The organism is Novosphingobium sp. KCTC 2891, from assembly GCF_025938155.1.
Lineage (GTDB): Bacteria > Pseudomonadota > Alphaproteobacteria > Sphingomonadales > Sphingomonadaceae > Novosphingobium.
Window position 1 is genome coordinate 138790 of sequence record NZ_JAPCZG010000006.1, and the last position, 16401, is coordinate 155190.

A 16401-nucleotide genomic window follows, 5' to 3' on the forward strand; every position below is an offset into this window, starting at 1 on the left:
GGCGGCGCCTCGTCAGGACACGACGAGCGCCGCCTCCACTTCGGCGCGCACCGGCATCGAGGCCGCCGCGCCCATGCGCTGCACAGACAGCGACGCTGCCACGCAGGCCACTCGCAGCGCCTCGCCGATCCCCGCCCCTTCGGACAAACGCGCGGCCAGCACGCCGCAGAACGTGTCGCCCGCTCCGGTCGTATCGACCACGGGCACGCGCGGGGCGGAAAGCCTCAGCGTCTCGTCGGGGCCGCAGGCCAGCACGCCCGCGCCGCCCAGCGTCACCACCACCCACTGCCCTCTGCGCGAGACCAGTTGCCGCGCCGCTGCCTCGACCGCCGCATCGCCGTCCGGCACCGCGCTGCCAACAAAGAACGCCAGTTCGGTCTCGTTGAGCACGACCACGTCGGCCAGCGCGATCAGGTCCGCGCCTTCCGCGCTGGCGGGCGCCGGGTTGAACAGGGTGAGCGCCCCTGCGGCCCGCGCCGCCGCGAAGAACCGGGCGACCTGCGCCGCTGGTACTTCCGCCTGCGCCACCGCGACCGCGCGGCCCGCACAGGCCGGGAACGCCTCCGGCGCGGCGACGTGCGCGTTGGCGCCGGCCACGATCACGATCTGGTTCTCGCCCTCGTCCGAGACGAACACGTTGGCGACGCCGGTCGGGCCTGCGACATTTTGGACGAGGCTGGCATCGACACCCGCCGCAGCCATGGCCGCGCGCATCGCCGCGCCGTGCTCGTCATCGCCCACCGCACCGATCAGCATGGTCGGCACGCCGTGCAGCGCGCTTGCGGTCGCCTGGTTCGCGCCCTTGCCGCCAGGCAGCAGGTCAAGCCCCCGGGCGGCCACCGTCTCGCCCGCCAGCGGCAGGCGCGGCACGCGCATCACCAGATCGCGGTTGATCGAGCCGAACACCACCACCGTCATGCTGGAAACGCCATCGCTGCATCGGCCATGCCGGCCTCCTTCTGTGCCGTGCCGCGCCGGTCCACCGCGTCGGGATGCGGAAGCAGCGCGAGCAGCGCCATGCCCAGCCCCAGCGCGCCGACAATCGCCAGCGTCGCGGCGGCATAGGACCCGGTGCTGTCGAAGCTCATGTCCATCAGCGCAGGCGTGGTCCCCTGAGTCAGCGCGACCACGGCATAGAACGTGCCGACGATGGTGCCGTAGTGCTTCAACCCGAAGTAGCGCGAGACGAAGTAGGACAGCGCGCCATATTCCGCGCCCATGCCGATGCCCAGCAGCACCCCCGCCGCCATGATCTGGCCGGTGCCGTGTCCGAACTGGAGCAGCAGCAGCCCGCCGATCGCGCTGGCATACATCGGCACGACGAGGCGCGGCGTGCGCAGCGCATCGAGCAGCGCACCGGTCACCACCTGCCAGGCGGCGCAAACCAGCGCGAACACCGCGAGCACACCAGTCGCCTCGCCCAGCGAAACGCCGTGGTCGGTCAGCATCGGCACGACATGGGTGAACACCGCGGTCATCCCGCCCGCGCCCGCCGCCACGGCCAGAAGCATCAACCAGAACACGCGGGTACCCGCCGCTTCGCGCAGGCTCATCCCTTCCAGTTGCGCCGCCGCCAGATCCGGCAAGGCCGACGCGGCGGGCGCATCGCGCAGCCACAGCAGCAGCGCGGGCGCGCCCAGCACAGCCACCACGATCCCGATCAGCACGTAACTTTCGCGCCAGCCATAGACGGCCAGGAATATCCCCGCGAGCACCGGCATGATCGTCGCGCCCACGCCATTGCCCACGCCAGCGGTCACGCCCAGCATCAGCCCGCGCCGCGCATCGAACCAGTTCGACACGACCTTGCACAACATTCCGGTGCTAGCGAGCGTGCCGAACACCCCCACCAGCGCGAAGCGCAGGTAGAAGTCCAGCATCGTGCCGCTCGCGCGCGAGAGCAGCGCGATCGAGCCGGCAAGGCCAAGGTTGCCTATGAGCAGCAGCCCGCGCGATCCGAAGCGGTCCATCGCCTTGCCGATCACCGGATACGTCAGCGCGCTGATGATGGAGATCAGCCCCAGCACGCCCGAAACGGCTGCGCGCGGCCAGTGGAAATCCTCGGCGATGGGCACCAGGAAGACGCCGATCGTGGCAGAGATCGCGGCGGTCATGCACACCATGTTGGCCACGGTCGCGGCCACGGCGACTTGCGCGGCGGTGCGCGTGTGCGAAGCGTTGCTCATCTGCTGGTTTCCTGAAGGCGGGTTCGTGTCATCCCGCGACTAGACCCCAGCCCGGCCCCGCTGAAAAGCGCTTGCTCCTCCCTTTTACCGCAACGCAACAACAAGGGCGCGCATGGTCAAGTCGGCGCATGGCAAGCGCGCTCGCGGTGTGCAAGTTTGCTTGCGCGGCGGATCAAGACGGCAGGCGGGCTAGTGCCTAGCCGTTGGACGTGCGGCCGATCCGCCGCGCCTTTTTCCAGATGGAGTGCCCGCAGAAATGACCGCGACCATGCCGACTTTCTTCCTTCCCCACGGTGGCGGCCCCTGTTTCTTCATGGACTGGGCGCAGATGGGCGGGCCGGCCGACGCGTGGGACAAGACTGCCGCTTTCCTGCGCGGCCTGATCGATACCCTGCCCGAACGCCCCACCGGGATCGTCGTGATCTCCGGGCACTGGGAGGAAGATGCTTTTGCGGTGTCCACCGCGGCAGCACCGGAGATGATCTTCGATTATTATGGCTTCCCGCCCCACACCTATGAACTGGCCTTCCCCGCCCCGGGCGCGCCGGCGCTGGCGCAGCAGATCGTCGACCTGCTCACCGCCGAGGGACTGCCTGCGCGCACCGATCCTTCGCGCGGGTTCGACCACGGCGTGTTCATTCCCTTCCTGCTGATCACGCCCGCTGCCGACATCCCGGTCGTGCCGCTTTCGCTCAAGCGCGATCTCGCCCCTGAAGAGCACCTGCGCGCGGGCAAAGCGCTGCGAACACTGCGTGATGAAGGCGTCCTGATCGTCGGCTCGGGCATGAGCTATCACAACATGCGCGGCTTCTTCACGCCCGCCGCCACGCAGCCCTCCGCGACCTTCGATGCGTGGCTCACCAGCGCGGTCGAAAGCGACCCGCAGGACCGCTGGACCGCGCTGCTGCACTGGGCCAAAGCTCCCGCCGGGCGGGAATCCCACCCGCGCGAGGAGCACCTGCTCCCACTGATGGTAGCCGCCGGCGCGGCTGGCGATGATGCCGGCAGCCGCCCTTTCACCGACAACGTGATGATGGCCGACATTTCGGCCTTCCGCTTCGGCTGACGGCGCGGCTTCCGATCATGATGCAGGTCGATACCCTGATCGCCGGCGCGACGCTGGTGACCATGGACGCGCAGCGCCGCGTCATCACCGATGGCGCCATCGCCATGACGGGCGACCGCATTGTCGCCGTGGGCAAACGGTCCGAAATCGAGCCCCAATGCGCCGCACGCGAGCGGATCGACGGGCGCCGCTTCGTCGCGACGCCGGGCTTCATCAACGGTCACGTCCACCTGACCGAGACGCTGCTCAAGGGCTTCATTCCCGAGCACCTGCCGTTCGACGAAGGCCTGCACCGCTGGGTGATCCCGCTCTATCAGGGCCACACCCCCAGCGAGCAGGCCATCGCCGCCCGTCTTGCCGTGCTGTCGATGCTGCGCACCGGGACGACCACGTTCCTCGAAGCCGGCACGCTGATCGCCTTCGACGCAGTGGCCGAAGCCATCAGCGACACCGGAATGCGCGGCCGCATCGGCCGCTGGACGATGGACCGCGCCTTCGCTCCCGATCAGGATCAGTCCGCTCTCACCGATGCCGCGATTGCCGCACTGGAACGCGATCTGTCCGCGCATCCCGACGACGGTCGCCTGATCGCGGCATGGCCGCTGCTGGTGGGCCACAACACCAACACCGGCGAGCTCTGGCGCGCGGCCTCCGCGCTCGCCCGCGACAAGGGCGTGGGCATAGCGGCGCACATGGCGCCCGCGCAGGACGATCCCGACTGGTATCTGGCCAGCACCGGCAAGCGCCCGGTCGAATGGCTCGCCGATCTCGGCGTACTCGGCCCGCACCTGTCGCTGGTCCACATGGTCCATGTCGACGATGCCGAAGTTGCCCTGCTCGCGCAGAGCGGCACCAACGTTGTCCATTGCCCCGCCGCCGCGCTCAAGGGCGGCTACGGCGCCGGGCCGCGCGGCCTGTTTCCGGAAATGGCCGATGCCGGCGTCAACCTGCTGCTGGGCACCGACGGCGCCGATACGCACGACCTGATGCGCGCGGCCACCACTATCGCCGGCCTGTTCAAGGACGCCCGGCGCGATACCGCGCTGTTTCCCGCCGAAGCAGCGCTCGAAATGCTCACCGTCAACGCCGCGCGCGCAATGGGCCTTCTGGACAGCATCGGCAGCATCGAGCCGGGCAAGAAGGCCGACATCGTGCTCCACGATACCGACCGGCCCGAATGGCGCCCGCTGCACCATCCCGCCGCCCAGCTCGTCTGGTCGGCCGATGGGCGCGGCGTTCACAGCGTGTGGGTCGATGGCCGCCGTGTGGTCGATGACTACCGCTGCACCACCATCGAGGAGGACCGCCTTCTGGCCGAGGCGCAGGTCTCCGCAGAAGCCGTGGTCGCCCGCTCCGGCCTGCCCCGGCTCTCTGCTTGGCCGGTGAGCTGATTCACAACCGATCCCTTCCAAGGAACCTGCGATGCCGTACGAAACCATCACCGTTACAGAGGTCACCCCGGCGATCGGCGGCGAAGTGTCAGGGATCGACCTGACCGCGCCGCTGCCGCCGCAGCAGGTGGAGGAACTGCGCGCGGCCATGGCGGATCGGCTGGTCCTGTTCTTCCGCGACCAGAAGATCGGGCATCAGGACCACATCAGCCTCGCGGGTCACTTCGGCGGTGTCCACATCGCGCCCAGCACCAAGCCCTGGCAGGTGCCCGGCCACCCGGAAGTCACGATCATCCATGCCGATGCCGACAGCACCTTCGTCGCGGGCGAAGACTGGCATTCGGATATGAGCTGCGACGAGCACCCGCCGATGGGCTCGATCCTCTATATGCACACCATCCCCCTGGTCGGCGGCGATACCGTGTTCTCCAACATGTACGCCGCCTACGATGCGCTGTCGGACGGGATGAAAGCCTATCTCGGCGGGCTGACGGCGATGCACGATTCAGCGGTCGGCTTCGGCGGCATCACGCCCGAAGGGATGAAGCTGCCGCGCCACAGCCACCCGGTGATCCGCACCCACCCCGTCACCGGGCGCAAGTGCATCTACGTCAATCGCGGCTTTACCACCCACATCGAAGGCGTGCCCGCCATCGAAAGCCGCGCGATCCTGTCGTTCCTGTTCGAGCACGTGCAGCACCCGCAGTTCCAGTGCCGTTTCCGCTGGCAACCCCATTCCATCGCCTTCTGGGACAACCGCTGCGCCCAGCATTCGGCGATCTGGGACTATTTCCCGCAAGTCCGTTCGGGTTTCCGCGTCCAGATCCTCGGCGAAAAGCCGGCGTGAGGGCATCCGCCGCGTTGGCCGCCGCCGGGCCCCCGCGCGAGGTCATGGTCTTCGCCGGCTGCTCCATCGCGCTGCTGTTCGGGCAGGGCGTGGTCTTCGCGGCGCTGGGCGTGGCGCTGCACGCCATGGCACGGGACATGGGCTGGAGCGCGGCGGCGGCGGGGGGCGGCTTCACCGCGATGATCGTCGCGGCCTGCCTGGCCGCCACCCTGCCCGTCTGGCTGATCGCGCGCATCGGCGGGCGCTGGACAATGACCGGCGGCGCGCTGGTGATGGCCTGCGGCTTCCTCGTCGCTTCGGAGGCGTCCACGCTTCCCCTGCTCACGCTCGGAACCGCACTGTCGGGCGCGGGGTTCTCGCTGCTGGCCAATACGCCCGCCTTCGCGATGATCACGGGCTGGTCCGGAGACCGGGCAGGCCGCTGGTTCGGGCTGTATCTCATGGCCGGGGCGGCCGGAACCGCCGCAGGCCCGATCGCCGCGCAGTCGCTTATCGCCGGCATCGGCTGGCCCGGCTACTGGCGCACGATGGCGCTGTGCGCGCTCCTGCTCGCAGGGCTGCTCGCAGGGCTGCTTCGCGATCCGCCCCGCCCGTCCGCGCGCGGCATGGATGGCGCGCGCCCGCTGATGGCCCCGCTCGCCTCGTTCGCCTATGCCGTGATGGCCGGCGCAATGGTGCTGACCCAGGCGGCGATCCTCACCGTGTTCAGCGCTGCCCCCGCGCATCTCGGCGGGCACGGCTGGAACGGATCACAGGTTGCGGCGGCACTCGGGTTGCAGGGCCTCGTCGGCGCGCTGGGCACCGGCCTGTCCGGCTTCGTCCTGCGCCGCGTGCCGGCGCGCACGATGCTGCCTGCTGCGCTTCTGGCCGAGGCCGCCGGGATCGCCGCACTGGCGAGCGGCGGCCCGCTGACGGTCAATGCCCTGTTCGTCCCTGCCTTCGGACTTGGCTCTTGCCTCGTCACGCTGGCGGTCACGGTCCTGCTGGTCGATCATTTCGGCCAGCGCGCGGGCACCGCCGGCCTTGCGTTGATCTGGACGCTGGCGGGCGCTGCCTCCGCCGGTCCGTGGCTCGCCGGGCTGACCGCCGACGCCGCCGGCAGCTATGCCCCAGCGCTTCTCGGCCTTGCCGCGCTGCTGTTACCCGCCGCGCTGGGCGCGATGCTCATCCCGGCCCCGCATCCGATATTGTCCGGCCCGGACGCCTGAACGCCCGGGCCGCGCTCCTTCATCAGGAGATCAGCCGCGGAACCGCTGCCCCGCGAACGTGGAAGCAGGCATCGGGATGTTCGGCCGCGCCGCCTCGCGGCGCCGCGCGGTGCTGGACCACACCGTTCTTGCCAAAGCCCGCCACCACCGGCCGCGTCCCCTTGCTCGAAAGCCACAACCTCAGCAGGTGCCGCCGGCGCTGCGGTTCGGGCCAGTCGTGGAACGTTGTGCGCGCGTGGAGCGCGGCATAGTTCGACAGCCACTGGATATCGCCGGGACGGAAATCCATCTCGATCGCCATGCCCTCTTCATATGTGATCTCGTCGAAAAGGCGCAGCACCTCGATCTGGTCATCGGTCAGCTTCGGTACGCCTTCGTATTCCTGCGCGGTCAGGATATAGAGCGAGCCGGCATACATGCTGAACACGCCCTCCTCGATGCTGACGATCGGCGAGGTATAGGTGTCGGCCGGCGCCTCGTGGTCCTGCCGCCGCCAGTCCCAATGGAACGGCTCGAACAGCAGCGGGGCCAGGTCCGGCCGCCGCCGCAGAATCTCGTTGTAGATCTCCGCTCCGGAAACGAGGCAGGAGGCGCCGCCTTCTCTCGCCCCGCGCAGGCACATCAGCGAAACGATGTCCGAACTGTCCGAATGATAGACCAGCTTGTCGCGCACTTTCGAGGACAGCGCGGTGGGATCGTCCATCGTCTTGTCCGAAGTGGCATAGATATGGTCGATCAGGTCGCCCATCTCGTTCTGGCGGATCGGATCGCCCATGTGCAGGCCAAGGATGTAGTAGATCGCGCTCGACAGCGCGTCGGAATAGAGCTCCGCGCGCAGCCCCCGCACCAGCACAAATCCGCGGCCGTAATCGACCTCCTGCCGCCACGCCTCGCAGGCCTCGGCGCAGGCGACCAGCGGATAATCTGCCGCCTGCACTGTCCGCAGGTCGGGATCGGCGGCCATGAAGCTTGCGCCCAGCGCTTCCAGCTCGGCCAGCTGTTCGGCGTTCAACTGATAGATCCAGTCCTGCCCCGAAGCGAGTTCGTCGCCGCGCCAGGCGGCACGGGTCTGGACGAGGGCGGCGGTCGTGATCACGGACAAGGTTGCTTCCTTCACGCTGATGGAATGGCGGGACTCCCCGGCTTTGACACACCGCGCCCGCCCGTTCTTGTCGCGCTGCGCAGAAACTTTGTGGCCACGCGGCACGGCAGCCGCCGGGCGAAGCACCAGCGCGGGCGCTTGCAGCCGGCAGGAAGCGTGATGGACCCGTTTGACGCGGCCGAGAGTACGCATGGCGGCGTATCGCGGGGCGCCGGGCCATCAACTATTCGTGCGTGATGGCGCAAGACCGGCGGACCTCCCGCGCCGACATTCACAGAGCAAGACGAGGCCCGCCCGGCAAGAGGCGCGGCACGGGGAGAGCAATCAGCAAACGCTGCCTGAAGGGATGGATAAAGCCAGCAATGAGGGGGGAACCCATGCGCACGTCTTCCATCCTGTTAACCGCCACTGCTTCCCTTCTCGCCCTCGTTGCCAATGGCGCGCGGGCTGCGGAAGCTTCCGCCGAGGACCAGTCCGCCAGCGCCATCCCGGCCACGGCGGACGACGCCGGCATCGGCAGCATCACCGTTGTCGGTGAAAAGCACGAAGTGAACCTCCAGGTCGCGCCCATCGCGATCAGCGCCGTCTCGGACGAGGCGCTGCGCCAGCGCAATGCCACTGAACTGGCAGACCTCAACGGCTTCGTCCCCGGCCTGACAGTGACCAAGAGCGAAGGCAACGAACGCGTTATCTCGATCCGTGGCATCGGCTACGAAACCGCGCAGAACCCGAATTCGCAGCCCGGCGTCGCCTTTCACATCGACGGGGTCTACATCGCCCACGTCGTCGCGCTGAACCAGGACCTGCTCGACGTCGACCACGTCGAAGTGCTGCGCGGGCCGCAGGGCACGGTGTTCGGCCAGACCTCCACCGGCGGCGCGGTCAACGTCATCACCCGCAAGCCCAGGCTGGGCGAGCTGAGCGGTGAGGCGAACGTCTCCTATGGCAACTACAACTACGTACGCGGCTACGGCACACTCAATCTGCCGGTCGGCGATACGCTGGCCTTGCGTGCGACCGTCCAGTACCTGCGCCACGACGGCTATGGCTATGCCACCGAAGTGCCCGGCTACGACAAGTACCCGCTCGATGATGCGAACAACCTCGGTGCCCACGTCTCGCTGCTGTGGCAGCCTTCGGACGATTTCACGCTGACGCTGTCGGGCCAGACCTTCGACGCCGATCACAACGGCGCACTGCAGAAGTGCCTGCTGTGCAGCACCGATCCGGCCGGCGGCAGCACCACGTACGTGCCCGATCCACTGTCCAATCCCCGCGCCGTGTTCCAGGATTTCGCCAGCACCTACAAGACCAAGACCCGCATGGCCTACCTGTCGATGGCCAAGACGCTGGGCGACGTCGCCGTGCTCAAGTCGGTCACGGCCTACCAGTATCTCGACAAGAACCAGACCGGCGACAACGACCGTTACGCCTATGCCAGCTACTACGACAACCTCGTGCGGTGGCGCGACCATTCGAGCACGTGGACGCAGGAGCTTTCGCTGTCGTCCACACCCAACACCTCGGTCGAATGGACGACGGGCTTCTTCTTCCTGCGCCAGAACGCGCTGCAGGACATCCTCGAATATGCGCCCACCGGCTTTGCGGTCGATCCGTCTAACGGCGAGCGCGTGACCTTCCAGACCAACAGCCCCTACCAGCACACCACGCTGGCGGCCTACGGGCAGGTCATCATCCACGCGACCGACAAGCTCGACCTGATCGCTGGCGCGCGCCACAACTGGGACAAGATCACCGCGCAGCCGGTGCAATACTTCACCACGCTGACTCCGCATGAATCGAAAAGCGACGCCGTCACCGGCAAGCTCAGCCTGCAGTACCAGGTTACTCCGCAGAACATGGTCTATGTCACCGGCTCCAAGGGCTACAAGCCCAGCGGCGTGACTTTCAGCGGAGATTCAATCTTCGTGAAGAGCAGCTACGAGAAGGAAACCGTCTGGGCAGCGGAAATCGGATCGAAGAACGAATTCTTCGACAAGACGCTGCGCCTGAACGTCTCGGCCTATTACTACTGGTACAAGAACTTCCAGTTCACCGCTGAAGACCCGGTGCCCTTCGCGGGCGGCACAGCCAACATTCCCAAGGCCGAAACTTATGGCGTGGAATTCGAAACCACCTGGGCGCCGGTCAAGTCCCTGCGCTTCGACGGCAACCTTGCGCTCGCACAGGGCAAGTTCAAGGGCGACTACTATACCATCGACAAGCAGACCGCTCAGGACATCCGCGCCACCACGTTCGCGCAGCTCGGCTATCCGTCGGCCTATTACTTCGATCCGCGCGTCATCAACGCGGTGATTTCCGCCTCGGCCAACACCAACGGCAAGAAGATCCCCAAGCTGCCGGGCGTACAGGGCAGCTTCGCCGCGACCTACACCGCGCCGGTCGGGCCGGGTGAACTGACCCTGCGCGGCGAAGTGATCTATCGCGGCAAGTTCAACTCGCGCATCTTCAACGTGCCCGTGTTCGATACCGTGCCGTCCTACACCATCGGCAACCTGTTCCTGCAATACCAGCCGGACAGCTCGCCGTTCACGTTCTCGGTCACGGCCACCAATATCACCGACAAGGCCGGTATCAGCAACAAGTTCGCCGACCCCTACGGCTCGGGCACGACCAGCGTGGAATACGTCCCCCCACGCCAGGTCTTCGGCACCATCGCCTTCCGGTTCTGACGCTTCCTGCGGCGCCGGCCCGTCCCCAATCGACGGGTCGCCTCGATCTCCATGTGCGCCGGCAGGGGCGGGTTCGCCCGTCCGTTGCCGGCGCCGTTCCTTGCCTGACTGACGGACCCCCTGCCCATGAAGCGCCTCCTCGCCCGGATCACCGTGGACCGCACCGTGCTGTTGCTGCTCGGCACGGTCCTGATGGCCAGCATCTTGCCCCCGCGCGGCACGTTCCGCAGCGTGGCCGAAGCGGTGGCTGACGGGGGGATCATCACGCTATTCTTCCTGCACGGCGCGCGGCTCGGCCGTGAGGCGATCCTCGAAGGCGCGCGCAACTGGCGACTTCATCTCGCGGTGGGCGCGATGACCTTCGTCGTCTTTCCCCTCCTCGGGCTTGCCGTCCACGCACTTCCCGGCCTCGCCCCCCCGATTGCTACCGGGATGCTGTTCCTGACGCTCCTGCCCTCGACGGTCCAGTCCTCGATCGCGTTCACCGCGCTGGCCGGCGGCAATGTCGCCGCCGCCGTGTGCAGCGCCTCCTTCTCCAACCTTGCAGGCATCGTCCTCACCCCGCTGCTGGTCGCCCTGCTGATGACGGGCGCGACCGGGGGATTCTCGCTGGATGCGGTCGAAACGATCATGGTGCAGCTATTGCTGCCGTTCCTGGCAGGGCACCTGCTCCGGCCGTGGATCGGCGCCTGGGTGGTCCGCCAGAAGAAGCTGCTCGGCGTGGTCGATCGCGGCTCGATCCTGCTGGTGGTGTACACCGCGTTCGGCGCGGCGGTGGTCGGCGGGCTGTGGCAGCGGCTTGCCCCGGCCGACCTGCTGCTGATCGCCGCACTGTCGGGCGGCATCCTCGCCGCCGTGCTCGGCCTCAGCCATGCGCTCGGCCGCTGGCTCGGGCTTTCGCGCGCGGACCGCATCGTGCTCCAGTTCTGCGGCTCCAAGAAAAGCCTGGCCTCCGGCGTGCCGATGGCAGGCGTGCTGTTCCCACCTGCGCAGGTGGGCGCGGTCATCCTGCCGCTGATCTTCTTCCACCAGATCCAGTTGATGATCTGCGCGATGCTCGCCCAGCGTTGGCGCGCAGGGGAAACGGATAGCAAGGTCGCCAGCCACCGATCGGGAACACCGGACGGTTGACGTTCATCCGATCCTGCCCGGGCCCACTTGGCGCCGGTCCTCGTTGCCCGGTTCCCTCATCGCGGCGGGCTAGGCTCAGCAGGAAGCGCAGGTACATCATGACGACCAGGCGGATCACCTCGGGCGGGGAATGAAAATACCGGAACGGATCTGCTGGTTTGCCGGGGCGGGCCACGACCGGACCCTGCCCTGCCACCTGCCCCGTTTGCCAGAGGTGCAATCCTTTGACGCTGCCTTTGCAAGGGTCGCCATAGCCAGACCCTCCGCCGTCACTGGAAGTGCGCTGATTGCCCCGCCTCCAAACAGCCTTGGTCGGAATGCTTCAATCGCGCATGGCACTGTCAGCGGCGCCATGTTCCGGTCCTGCGAAGCCGGGCAGGTGCGATGCGGCCGGTGATCGGGCAAGATCGAGCGCCTTGCGGAATGCCTTGGCGAACTTGTCCGTCGCCTGATGCAGGCCGATCCGGTCGCGCAGGAAATCCGCCCACAAAAACTCGGAGTAGGGCGTCGATGTCTTGGCATAGCCGCCCGCGCGCCGCACTTCGCCCGCCAGCGAGCGGTAGGGGTCGTCGGCCAGCTTCCCGATGTCACGAGGCAGGTCCTCCCAATCGCGGCGCCTGCCCTCCGCATCATAGGGGTGCATCCAGTTGCGACAGTCCATGAAGCTGTAGAAGCGCCGCTTCGGGAGGTGATCGAGCCGCGCAACAACCGAGACCAGGACGTGCTCGATGCCCTCTTCGTGCAGTGCGCGCGTCAGGTGGTGATGGTCGATCAGCCAGTATGCACCCTTCGGCCCAATCACCGCGGGGATGACGTGCGAGCCCAGAAATTCCCCGCCGTCCCGATCTCGCCGCGCGCACCATTCCGCGCGCTTGCGCTCGACCTCGCGCAGCCCGACGGTCATTTGTGTCGGCTTCAGCGATCGGATCGACACGGGATGGACAATGGGCTCGATCGGATTGGTCATGGCCATGCTCAGTCTCCCGTGGCAGCACGCTGCGCGGCATCGGCAACGCTGAAGGTAGAATTGCGGGCCAGGTCCGTCATGCCCGCAACGGCCAAGACATCGCGCACGCGATCATGCGCCCGGGCCAAGATCAGGCGCTTGCCCGCCTTGGCCAGCCCTTGCGCAAACTCGCCGAGCGCTTCGATCGCCGTCCCGTCCAGGTCATTGCTTTCCTCGAGACTGAGGATCACCGTTCTGGCCGGCCGCGCAATCGCCTTGTGCGCAATCACCGCCAGGGCCGATTCCGCATTGGCGAACATCAGCGGGGCATTGGGCCGGAACAGCGCCAGTTCGGCCGTGGTGCGCGCATCGGGATGCCGAGCCATGTCGACGTAATCGTGGCTGTCCCCCACGCGGCCAAGCTCGCTGATCGTGGGATGCGACAGGTCATAGAGCAAAGCGGCCACGGATAGCGCGACCGCGCCCAGCATTCCTCCCATCACGCCCAGCGACAGCACGCCCACCGCGGCAGCAACCGCTATCCACTGGTCGCGGTGCAGATGAAAATAGCGAACCAGTGGCCCGGGGGAGAGCGCATGGGTCAGCGCGGCGATGACCACGGCGGCCAGCACCGGTTCGGGAATTTGCGCAATCCACCGCCCGCCAAACAAGGCGAGCGCCAGCAGTGCCATGCTGGCGGCAGCACCTGCCAGCCGGCTTGCCGCACCGGCCGCCTCATTGGCCGATCCGGCGGAAAACCCGGCGCCGACGGGCATCCCTTGCACCAGCGCGGCCGCGAGGTTGCCGGCCCCCAGCGCCCCCAGCTCCCGATTGGCCGCCAGCATATCGCCATGCCGCAGCGCCAGGCCGCGCATCGTGCCCCAACTCTCTGCGAAAAGGATCAGCGCGATGGGGGCGGCGAGCTGGACCAGCCTGCTCCACATCGCGAAGCTGTCCGGCATTGTCATTGCTGAAAATCCGATGCTGACCGGCCCGGCCACCGCAACGCCGCGCGCGGGCAGATTCAGCAGAATGCTGGCCGCTGTCCCACCGCACATGACAATCAGCGCGGCGGGAAAGCGCGGATGGCGTCGGAGCAACAACAGCGTGGCGAGTGCTGTCAGCCCCATCGCCGTGCTGGCCACGTGCCATGCGCCCGCCTGCTGCACCAGCCCCACGATTTGCCACCAGATCGGCGCTGCAGGCACGGTCACGCCCAGCAGCTTCGGCAATTGGCGGACAATGATCAGGATCGCGAGGCCGAACGCGAAACCGCGCAGCACGGGCCGAGAGATGAAGCCCGCAAGGCCCCCCAACCGGAACAGATGAAAGATCAGGAAGATCAGGCCGACGATAGCCACAAGCGCAGTGGCCATCCCCTCACGCAAGGCCTCGCCGCCGGGCAATCCCGCCAGCGCCGCGCCCAGCATCGCCGCCGAGGACGACGTCGGCGCGATCACCGCGAACCGGCTTCGCCCGATCAATGCATAGACCAGTCCTGCCGCAATCCCCGCCAACAACGCCCGGCCCGGCGCAAGGCCCGCAATGCCCGCATACGCGACGCCCTCGGGCAACATGACACCTGCCACCGCCAACCCCGCGATCAGATCCTTGCCCATGGTCTTGCTCATGGTGTCTGCACTGTCGCCCCCATCTGCGGATCTGGTCATGGTTTGTGCGATGCGAAGCCCGATTAAAACCGAATTGTTGCTGGCACCGCCGGCACCAGTCGTGCTGGACAGATTGCGGATCGCCCCCGTGCCCGCGGCGGTGTCGATCAAGGAATTGGCGGGGGCGGCGGAGTTGCCGTGAGGGGAGCAGCAATTGGAAGTGCGCAGCGCGATAGGCTGAAATGATCCTGCCATGCCGGCCAATCCTATCCCCATTCCAGGGATGCCGATCAGCCTATCGCGCAACAACGCGGATCGCATTTCGTTTAAAGCCGGAATTTGCTTTCAATTTTTGAATGGGGTGGTATTAGGGTCCCGCTTACGTCGCATGCGACGGATAATCGGCAGCTATATGCCACCTCTTATCCCTTTCTAGCACTATTGAAGCCGGGATGCGTCGCTGTTGGCGCATGCCCGTCATACTTGGGATAAAGGATTATCCATATGACCACCGGAACCGTGAAATTTTTCAATGTCGACAAGGGCTATGGCTTCATCGCGCCGAACGACGGCGGCAACGACGCCTTCGTGCACATCTCGGCCGTCGAACGCGCCGGCATGCGCACCCTCGACAAGGATCAGTGCGTTTCTTACGAACTGGAGACTGATCAGCGAGGCAAGACCTCGGCAGTAAATCTTCAGGCTGCCTGATTGATAAGTGGCGGTGTGGCCGACGCGGTCGCACCGCCACGTTCGATGTGCCAAACTGAAATTACTGGAGGCCGCAAATGACTGACCCCAAAAATCGTCCATTCCTTATCAATAAGGATGTCGATGGAAATGTCCGGCTTACAGTGCGCACCATCCGGCACAACTCGCAAGGCTACCCCCTGATCACGGCGCTGCTTCAGGAAGAATTGTTCAAGACGGCTGCTGCAGCCCGCGCTTTCGCGCAGGAACATTTCAGCGCTCGTCCGGGGGAATACGCAGCGAAATAGCTGACACTTCCACGGCTCGTCTCTGCTCGAGTACAAGGGCTTCGGCCGTCCAGCCGGTGGCTTGCCGGAACCAGATTCCTTCCGCGCCCCGTGCGTGGCGAGCCCGCGATGTCCAGCCGCCAAAGGCAACATCACGGCCAAGGGGCGAATGAAATCGAACAAGGAAGTGCGCAAGCCCACGCCTGCAACTGAACGCCTCCACCAAGCCTGCACGTCGCGTAACGTCTTGGCGAGCAACCATCCATGGCAGGATACACCACTTTCTCCGCCATGCTTTCGACCATCGAATTGCGGCGCCTCGTCGCGGCGATGATTGACTGACGAGGAAAGTATCCGCGGCAGTGCTCCGGCATTGCCGTCCCAACCAGGAGATCGCAAATGGACATCAACCTGGAATATGCTGCTCACCAGCATGCCGTGATGCGCGCCGACTACGCCACCAGCAACGGCGAACGCGTCGCGCAATTGATTCAAGCCTCGTCCATCGCAAACCGGATCAGCGCGTTTCAACGCGAACTCGGTGCCGCTGCGGCCTGCGCCTGGACCATGGCACAGGTTTCGGCGCTCGGACGCGCCTGACCCTACCCTCGAACCCTGGAGGGGATGCCTGTGGCGCTTACCTATGAATTCCTCATCGCACGTGCCGAACAAGCGGCTCAGGAAGCTGCCTGCGCCCTGCTGGAAAATGTGCGGGAACGGTCATTGCGCTCGGAGACGGCCTGGCGTGGCATGGCCCATCAGGTCCTCGAAGTCGCGCGCGGCCGGGAACTGGCGCAACTGGAGCGAAGCTTGCTGCGGCTTGCGCCGGTGATTTGACGAAGCGGCGCACCATCTGCCTTTGCATGGGGCACCTGCCGGCGCGGCTCATTAGACCGCCAGATGCCTTGGCAATCTCGGACTGCTTCACCCAATCCTGTTCGCCCGACCATTCCAACGTTGAGAATCAGTCGTGGAAGGATACCAGATGGACGATATTCCAAACCTCGTGGCAAAGAACCTCATCGAGGCTCACGAGGCGTCCGACGTTTCCGCGATCAACGGAATTGTCAGCCTCGCCAACATCCTGCGTAAGCGGGGCCTCCTGACCGACGCTGAGGCGTCGGCCATGTACGAGAGCATGAGCTTGCCGCTCGGGCTACCGAAATATGCAGAAAACCCCTATGTTCAGGATATTCAGTCGAACCTTGATCGATTGTTTGCGGTGGTCGTGGAACCTTAATAGC

At 66.4% G+C, this 16401-nt stretch carries 16 protein-coding genes; 10 read left to right on the plus strand and 6 right to left on the minus strand.

Annotated features, from left to right (window positions below; all coding sequences use genetic code 11):
• Window positions 1-12 precede the first annotated feature (12 nt).
• Window positions 13-918, minus strand: a complete 906-nt coding sequence (locus OLX02_RS12990) for a ribokinase (RefSeq protein WP_264423467.1) — start codon at window positions 916-918, stop codon at window positions 13-15.
• A complete protein-coding gene (locus OLX02_RS12995) occupies window positions 915-2186 on the minus strand; it encodes an MFS transporter (RefSeq protein ID WP_264423468.1) in 1272 nt (423 codons plus the stop codon). The genes OLX02_RS12990 and OLX02_RS12995 overlap by 4 nt, the downstream gene beginning before the upstream one ends.
• Before the next feature lie 256 nt (window positions 2187-2442).
• On the opposite strand from OLX02_RS12995, the gene OLX02_RS13000 reads away from it, so the two are divergent.
• The 4 genes from OLX02_RS13000 to OLX02_RS13015 are packed head-to-tail and all read left to right on the plus strand — an operon-like array spanning window position 2443 to window position 6698.
• A complete protein-coding gene (locus tag OLX02_RS13000; RefSeq protein ID WP_264423469.1) occupies window positions 2443-3252 on the plus strand; it encodes a DODA-type extradiol aromatic ring-opening family dioxygenase in 810 nt (269 codons plus the stop codon).
• Between the two features lie 17 nt (window positions 3253-3269).
• Window positions 3270-4643, plus strand: a complete 1374-nt coding sequence (locus OLX02_RS13005; RefSeq protein ID WP_319641247.1) for an amidohydrolase family protein — start codon at window positions 3270-3272, stop codon at window positions 4641-4643.
• A 31-nt stretch (window positions 4644-4674) separates the two neighbouring features.
• Entirely contained in the window at window positions 4675-5490 is an 816-nt protein-coding gene (locus OLX02_RS13010) for a TauD/TfdA dioxygenase family protein (RefSeq protein ID WP_264423471.1), read from the plus strand.
• The gene (locus OLX02_RS13015; protein WP_264423473.1) at window positions 5487-6698 is read left to right on the plus strand and encodes an MFS transporter; all 1212 of its coding nucleotides are present in this window, start codon (window positions 5487-5489) and stop codon (window positions 6696-6698) included. Before OLX02_RS13010 ends, OLX02_RS13015 begins: the two co-directional genes overlap by 4 nt.
• A 22-nt stretch (window positions 6699-6720) precedes the next feature.
• On the opposite strand, the gene OLX02_RS13020 is transcribed toward OLX02_RS13015, so the two are convergent.
• The gene (locus OLX02_RS13020) at window positions 6721-7800 is read right to left on the minus strand and encodes a TauD/TfdA family dioxygenase (RefSeq protein WP_264423475.1); all 1080 of its coding nucleotides are present in this window, start codon (window positions 7798-7800) and stop codon (window positions 6721-6723) included.
• A gap of 377 nt (window positions 7801-8177) precedes the next feature.
• Here OLX02_RS13020 and OLX02_RS13025 point away from each other — a divergent pair, with 377 nt between their 5' ends.
• Together OLX02_RS13025 and OLX02_RS13030 are read left to right on the plus strand one after the other, a co-directional pair.
• Window positions 8178-10493: a TonB-dependent receptor gene (locus OLX02_RS13025; RefSeq protein ID WP_264423477.1), complete on the plus strand. Its 2316-nt coding sequence runs from the start codon at window positions 8178-8180 to the stop codon at window positions 10491-10493.
• Between the two features lie 126 nt (window positions 10494-10619).
• Entirely contained in the window at window positions 10620-11624 is a 1005-nt protein-coding gene (locus tag OLX02_RS13030) for a bile acid:sodium symporter family protein (RefSeq protein ID WP_264423478.1), read from the plus strand.
• 322 nt (window positions 11625-11946) lie between these two features.
• On the opposite strand, the gene OLX02_RS13035 is transcribed toward OLX02_RS13030, so the two are convergent.
• Together OLX02_RS13035 and OLX02_RS13040 are read right to left on the minus strand one after the other, a co-directional pair.
• Window positions 11947-12597 carry a ParB-like protein gene (locus tag OLX02_RS13035; protein ID WP_264423479.1) on the minus strand — a complete coding sequence of 217 codons (651 nt, stop codon included), beginning with the start codon at window positions 12595-12597 and terminating at the stop codon, window positions 11947-11949.
• A 2-nt stretch (window positions 12598-12599) separates the two neighbouring features.
• The gene (locus OLX02_RS13040) at window positions 12600-14240 is read right to left on the minus strand and encodes a SulP family inorganic anion transporter (protein ID WP_264423481.1); all 1641 of its coding nucleotides are present in this window, start codon (window positions 14238-14240) and stop codon (window positions 12600-12602) included.
• Between the two features lie 444 nt (window positions 14241-14684).
• On the opposite strand from OLX02_RS13040, the gene OLX02_RS13045 reads away from it, so the two are divergent.
• Complete coding sequence (locus OLX02_RS13045) at window positions 14685-14891, plus strand: cold-shock protein (RefSeq protein ID WP_017671928.1); 207 nt, start codon at window positions 14685-14687, stop codon at window positions 14889-14891.
• Here the strand turns inward: OLX02_RS13045 and OLX02_RS13050 are convergent.
• Window positions 14879-15142, minus strand: a complete 264-nt coding sequence (locus tag OLX02_RS13050; protein ID WP_264423484.1) for a hypothetical protein — start codon at window positions 15140-15142, stop codon at window positions 14879-14881. The two genes, OLX02_RS13045 and OLX02_RS13050, sit on opposite strands and share 13 nt — an antisense overlap.
• Window positions 15143-15556: 414 nt before the next feature.
• On the opposite strand from OLX02_RS13050, the gene OLX02_RS13055 reads away from it, so the two are divergent.
• The 3 genes from OLX02_RS13055 to OLX02_RS13065 all read left to right on the plus strand — a co-directional run bounded on the left by OLX02_RS13055 (window position 15557) and on the right by OLX02_RS13065 (window position 16397).
• Entirely contained in the window at window positions 15557-15757 is a 201-nt protein-coding gene (locus OLX02_RS13055; RefSeq protein WP_264423485.1) for a hypothetical protein, read from the plus strand.
• A gap of 30 nt (window positions 15758-15787) precedes the next feature.
• On the plus strand, window positions 15788-15994 hold the full coding sequence (locus OLX02_RS13060; RefSeq protein ID WP_264423486.1) for a hypothetical protein: 207 nt from the start codon (window positions 15788-15790) through the stop codon (window positions 15992-15994).
• Window positions 15995-16142: 148 nt separating this feature from the next.
• Window positions 16143-16397 (plus strand): hypothetical protein, encoded by a 255-nt coding sequence (locus OLX02_RS13065; protein ID WP_264423487.1) that lies wholly within the window; start codon window positions 16143-16145, stop codon window positions 16395-16397.
• The last annotated feature ends 4 nt before the right edge of the window (window positions 16398-16401 follow it).

Coding starts and splice junctions, on each gene's coding strand:
- OLX02_RS12990 (WP_264423467.1), bottom strand. CDS start 918: ATGACGGTGGTGGTGTTCGGCTCGATCAACCGCGATCTGGTGATGCGC.
- OLX02_RS12995 (WP_264423468.1), bottom strand. CDS start 2,186: ATGAGCAACGCTTCGCACACGCGCACCGCCGCGCAAGTCGCCGTGGCC.
- OLX02_RS13000 (WP_264423469.1), top strand. CDS start 2,443: ATGACCGCGACCATGCCGACTTTCTTCCTTCCCCACGGTGGCGGCCCC.
- OLX02_RS13005 (WP_319641247.1), top strand. CDS start 3,270: ATGATGCAGGTCGATACCCTGATCGCCGGCGCGACGCTGGTGACCATG.
- OLX02_RS13010 (WP_264423471.1), top strand. CDS start 4,675: ATGCCGTACGAAACCATCACCGTTACAGAGGTCACCCCGGCGATCGGC.
- OLX02_RS13025 (WP_264423477.1), top strand. CDS start 8,178: ATGCGCACGTCTTCCATCCTGTTAACCGCCACTGCTTCCCTTCTCGCC.
- OLX02_RS13030 (WP_264423478.1), top strand. CDS start 10,620: ATGAAGCGCCTCCTCGCCCGGATCACCGTGGACCGCACCGTGCTGTTG.
- OLX02_RS13035 (WP_264423479.1), bottom strand. CDS start 12,597: ATGGCCATGACCAATCCGATCGAGCCCATTGTCCATCCCGTGTCGATC.
- OLX02_RS13040 (WP_264423481.1), bottom strand. CDS start 14,240: ATGACCAGATCCGCAGATGGGGGCGACAGTGCAGACACCATGAGCAAG.
- OLX02_RS13045 (WP_017671928.1), top strand. CDS start 14,685: ATGACCACCGGAACCGTGAAATTTTTCAATGTCGACAAGGGCTATGGC.
- OLX02_RS13050 (WP_264423484.1), bottom strand. CDS start 15,142: ATGTTCCTGCGCGAAAGCGCGGGCTGCAGCAGCCGTCTTGAACAATTC.
- OLX02_RS13055 (WP_264423485.1), top strand. CDS start 15,557: ATGGACATCAACCTGGAATATGCTGCTCACCAGCATGCCGTGATGCGC.
- OLX02_RS13065 (WP_264423487.1), top strand. CDS start 16,143: ATGGACGATATTCCAAACCTCGTGGCAAAGAACCTCATCGAGGCTCAC.